A 4145-nucleotide genomic window follows, 5' to 3' on the forward strand; every position below is an offset into this window, starting at 1 on the left:
CACCGGTCAGCACCAGCGTCGGCACCAGCGGCGAGGCGAACAGCGGCAGCGAGAAGTCCAGGTCCAGGCTCGCGCTGACCACGGCGATCGCGGGCGCGGGCCCCTGCCCCGCCGCCTGCCGGGCCGCCGCGAACTCCGCCCGCGCGCGGGCCGGGCGGTAGCCCTCCTGCCGTACCGTCTCGGCGCCGACGACCACCACGTCGGCGAGCGCCCGCAGCGTGCCGAAGATCCGCATGTCGGCGGCGCAGGAGATGGGCTGCGAGCGGCCGTCGTGCTGGGCCGCCCCGTCCAGGGTGGACACCATGTTGGCCCGCAGCCACGGCGCGGGGCCGTCCGGCCCCGGCTCCGGGTAGGCGTACGCGGCGGCCAGCTCGGCCAGGCTCCACTCCCGGCCGGCCCCGGCCGGAGCCCCCTGGGCGCCCTCGCCGCCGGACGCGCCGGAACCGTCGGCGGCACCGGCCGCACGGTCGGGAGCTGCTGTTTCGTAGGTCACAGGGAACAGGCGTCGCATGCGGTGCAGTGTTCCACGCCCCGTAGCATGGGTAAGCGTGTCGTCCTCCTCCGCGTCCTCCGCCGCCGCCTCCCCGTCCGGTCCCCCGACCGGCCTGGCCCCGCTGTCCCTGTGCGCCCGCGAGCCGCACGTCCCCGCGGACCGGCTGGTCGCCGAGATGGTGCCGCCGCCCCGCTTCGACGCGGTCCGCTTCGGCACCTACATACCGGACCCGGACCAGCCCAGCCAGACCGAGGCGGTGGGCGTCCTGGAGCAGTTCGCCGCCGGGCTCGGCCCGGCGCCCTCCGGCGGTTCCGGCAGGCGCCGGCTGTTCGGCTTCGGCAAGGCGCCCCGCAAGGCCCCGGCCGGCCCGCGCGGCGTCTACCTCGACGGCGGCTACGGCGTGGGCAAGACCCACCTGCTGGCCTCGCTCTGGCACGCCACGCCCGCCGAGCCCTCCCTCAAGGCGTTCGGCACCTTCGTGGAGCTGACCAACCTGGTCGGCGCCCTGGGCTTCCAGCAGACGGTCCGCACCCTCTCCGGGCACCGCCTGCTGTGCATCGACGAGTTCGAACTCGACGACCCGGGCGACACGGTGCTCGTGTCCACCCTGCTCGGCAAGCTGGTCGAGGCGGGCGTCGCGCTCGCCGCCACCTCCAACACGCTGCCCGGCAAGCTGGGCGAGGGCCGCTTCGCGGCGGCCGACTTCCTGCGCGAGATCCAGGGCCTGTCGGCCCACTTCCGCGCCCTGCGCATCGACGGCGAGGACTACCGCCACCGCGGGCTGCCCGAAGCGCCGCCGCCGTACTCCGACGACGTCGTGACCGCCGCCGCGCAGGCCACCGACGGGGCCTCCCTGGACGCCTTCCCCGACCTGCTGGACCACCTCGCGAAGGTCCACCCCAGCCGGTACGGCGCGCTGACCGACGGGCTGCGCGCGGTGTGCCTCACCGGGGTGCGGCCGGTGCCGGACCAGTCGACCGCGCTCCGGCTGGTGGTCCTCGCCGACCGGCTCTACGACCGGGAGATCCCGGTACTCGCCTCCGGGCTGCCCTTCGACCAGCTGTTCGGCGAGGAGATGCTGAAGGGCGGCTACCGCAAGAAGTACTTCCGGGCGATCTCGCGGCTCACCGCCCTGGCCCGGGACGCGGGGCGCCTCACCGGCGACCGCTGACCCCTCGCCTCCGGCCGCCCGGCCGGCCCGCCCCTCCCCCGCCCGCACGCGCCATGGCCCCGCGCCCCGGCGCGTGCCTATCGTGGGGAGAGCCGACACACGTGCGCGCACCGGCACGGTCGGGCCTTCGGACGGGAGGTCGGCATGGTCGAGGAGCTGCTCGCCGCGGTCGCCGCGGCGGGGGCCGCGGGCGTCGTCTACATCGCCGCCGCGGCACGGGTGGTCAAACAGTACGAGCGCGGGGTCGTCTTCCGGCTCGGCCGGGTGCACCGCGGGGTGCGCACCCCGGGGTTCACGCTGATCGTGCCGTTCGTGGACCGGCTGCACAAGGTGAACCTGCAGATCGTCACGCTGCCGGTGCCCGCCCAGGAGGGCATCACCCGGGACAACGTGACGGTGCGCGTCGACGCGGTCGTCTACTTCAAGGTCGTCGACGCCACGGACGCCCTGGTGCAGGTCGAGGACTACCGGTTCGCGGTCTCCCAGATGGCGCAGACCTCGCTGCGCTCCATCATCGGCAAGAGCGACCTGGACGATCTGCTGTCCAACCGGGAGAAGCTCAACCAGGGGCTGGAGCTGATGATCGACAGTCCCGCGGTGGGCTGGGGCGTGCACGTCGACCGGGTGGAGATCAAGGACGTCTCCCTGCCGGAGACGATGAAGCGCTCGATGGCCCGCCAGGCCGAGGCCGACCGGGAACGCCGGGCCCGCATCATCAACGCCGACGCCGAGCTCCAGGCGTCGAAGAAACTCGCCGAGGCCGCCCAGCAGATGGAGGACACCCCCTCCGCCCTGCACCTGCGGCTGCTCCAGACGGTCGTCGCCGTCGCCTCCGAGAAGAACTCCACCCTGGTCCTGCCCTTCCCCGTGGAGCTGCTGCGCTTCGTGGAGCGGGCCCAGACGCAGCAGGCGCCGCCGCCTCCCGACCCGTGACACGTGCTACGCGCGTGGTTCACGCGGCTCCCCCCAAGTGATAGACACGGCGGGGTCACTGTTCCTGTCCGCCAGCAGGAAGGTTCCCCCCATGACCGAAACCGGGTCGCCCAGCGCCGGTCCCGCCCTCACGCCCGACTCCGGGGCCACCGGCTCGACACGGCGTCAGATGCTCGCCCGTTCCGGCGCCCTGGGTGTCGGCATCGCCTTCACCGGCGCGCTCTCCGAACTGTTCACCGGCTCCGCCGCCGCGCAGGCCCTCGGACACGACGGCTACGGCCCGCTCGTGCCCGACCCCGACGGCCTGCTCGACCTGCCGAAAGGTTTCCGTTACCGGGTGCTCTCCCGGGAGGGCGACCCGCTGCGCTCCGGCGAGGGCCCGGTGCCCTCCAACCACGACGGGATGGCCGCCTTCCGCGGCCGGCGCGGCCAGGTGCACCTCGTCCGCAACCACGAGAACCGCGAGGCCGGCCGGGTACCGGTGCCGGCCGTCGACGGCCTCACCTACGACCCTGAGGGCAAGGGCGGCTGCACCTCGCTGACCCTGGACGCGCACGGCCGGGTCCGCTCGGAGCGGGTCGCCATCGCCGGTACGGCCGTCAACTGCGCGGGCGGACCGACGCCCTGGAACACCTGGCTGACCTGCGAGGAGACCGAGGACAAGGCCGGCACCAACGGCTACACCAAGGACCACGGCTTCATCTTCGAGGTCGACGGGGCCGACCCGCGCCGCACGGGTGCGGTGCCGCTCACCGCGATGGGCCGCTTCCAGCACGAGGCCGTCGCCGTCGACCCCCGCCGGGGCATCGTCTACGAGACCGAGGACGCCTTCGAGCGGCCCTTCGGCCTGTTCTACCGGTTCCTGCCGGACAAGCCGCTGGGCGGCACGGGTTCGCTGCGCGCGGGCGGACGGCTCCAGGCGATGCGCGTGCCCGGCGTCCCGGACCTGTCCTCGATCCAGGAGACCGGGGCCCGCTTCGACGGCATCGAGTGGGTGGACGTGCCGGACCCGCTGGCTGCCGAGACCCCCATCCGCTTCCAGGACTTCGGCCGCGGCGGCATCACGCACGCGCAGAAGCTGGAGGGCTGCTACTGGGGCGATCGGTCGGTGTACTTCGTGTCGTCCTTCGCCCGCAGCGCGGAGGGCTCGGCCGGCGACCACTACGGCCAGATCTGGCGTTACGACCCGGACCGGCGCCGGCTGACCCTGGTCATCGTCTTCGGCCCGGACACCGACGTGCAGCTGCCCGGCGAGTCGCCGGACAACATCTGCCTCGCCCCGAGCGGCGGCCTGATGGTCTGCGAGGACGGCGGCGGCGCCCAGCACGTCTACGGCGTCACCCGGCGCGGCGAGGTGTACGCGCTGGCCCGCAACCGGCAGAACACGGGCACGCCCGAGGACCCGGAGTGGGGCGAGTTCGCCGGGGTCACGTTCTCCCCGGACGGCCGGACGATGTACGTCAACTGCTACGACCCCGGCACCACCTTCGCGGTGACGGGCCCCTGGCGGCGGTGACCCGCGCGCGGGGCCGGGGCAGGCGCCCCGGC

At 74.2% G+C, this 4145-nt stretch carries 4 protein-coding genes; 3 read left to right on the forward strand and 1 reads right to left on the reverse strand.

The features are described 5' to 3' along the window. Positions 1–511 (reverse strand): dihydrofolate reductase family protein (locus G3I53_RS13260; RefSeq protein ID WP_203617052.1); only part of this gene is annotated, 511 nt, incomplete at its 3' end. Between G3I53_RS13260 and zapE the strand changes: the two genes are divergently transcribed. From zapE to G3I53_RS13275, 3 genes are all read left to right on the forward strand, one after another. After that, positions 510–1664: a cell division protein ZapE gene (gene zapE, locus G3I53_RS13265; RefSeq protein WP_164334558.1), complete on the forward strand. Its 1155-nt coding sequence runs from the start codon at positions 510–512 to the stop codon at positions 1662–1664. The genes G3I53_RS13260 and zapE overlap by 2 nt on opposite strands. A gap of 144 nt (positions 1665–1808) precedes the next feature. After that, positions 1809–2597: a slipin family protein gene (locus G3I53_RS13270; protein WP_164334559.1), complete on the forward strand. Its 789-nt coding sequence runs from the start codon at positions 1809–1811 to the stop codon at positions 2595–2597. 169 nt (positions 2598–2766) lie between these two features. Further along, a complete protein-coding gene (locus G3I53_RS13275; RefSeq protein WP_164334563.1) occupies positions 2767–4113 on the forward strand; it encodes a PhoX family protein in 1347 nt (448 codons plus the stop codon). Positions 4114–4145 lie beyond the last annotated feature (32 nt).

Origin of the sequence: Streptomyces sp. SID14436, assembly GCF_010548465.1 — a bacterium.
Taxonomy (GTDB): Bacteria; Actinomycetota; Actinomycetes; order Streptomycetales; family Streptomycetaceae; genus Streptomyces.

Coding starts and splice junctions, on each gene's coding strand:
- zapE (WP_164334558.1), top strand. CDS start 510: ATGCGGTGCAGTGTTCCACGCCCCGTAGCATGGGTAAGCGTGTCGTCC.
- G3I53_RS13270 (WP_164334559.1), top strand. CDS start 1,809: ATGGTCGAGGAGCTGCTCGCCGCGGTCGCCGCGGCGGGGGCCGCGGGC.
- G3I53_RS13275 (WP_164334563.1), top strand. CDS start 2,767: ATGCTCGCCCGTTCCGGCGCCCTGGGTGTCGGCATCGCCTTCACCGGC.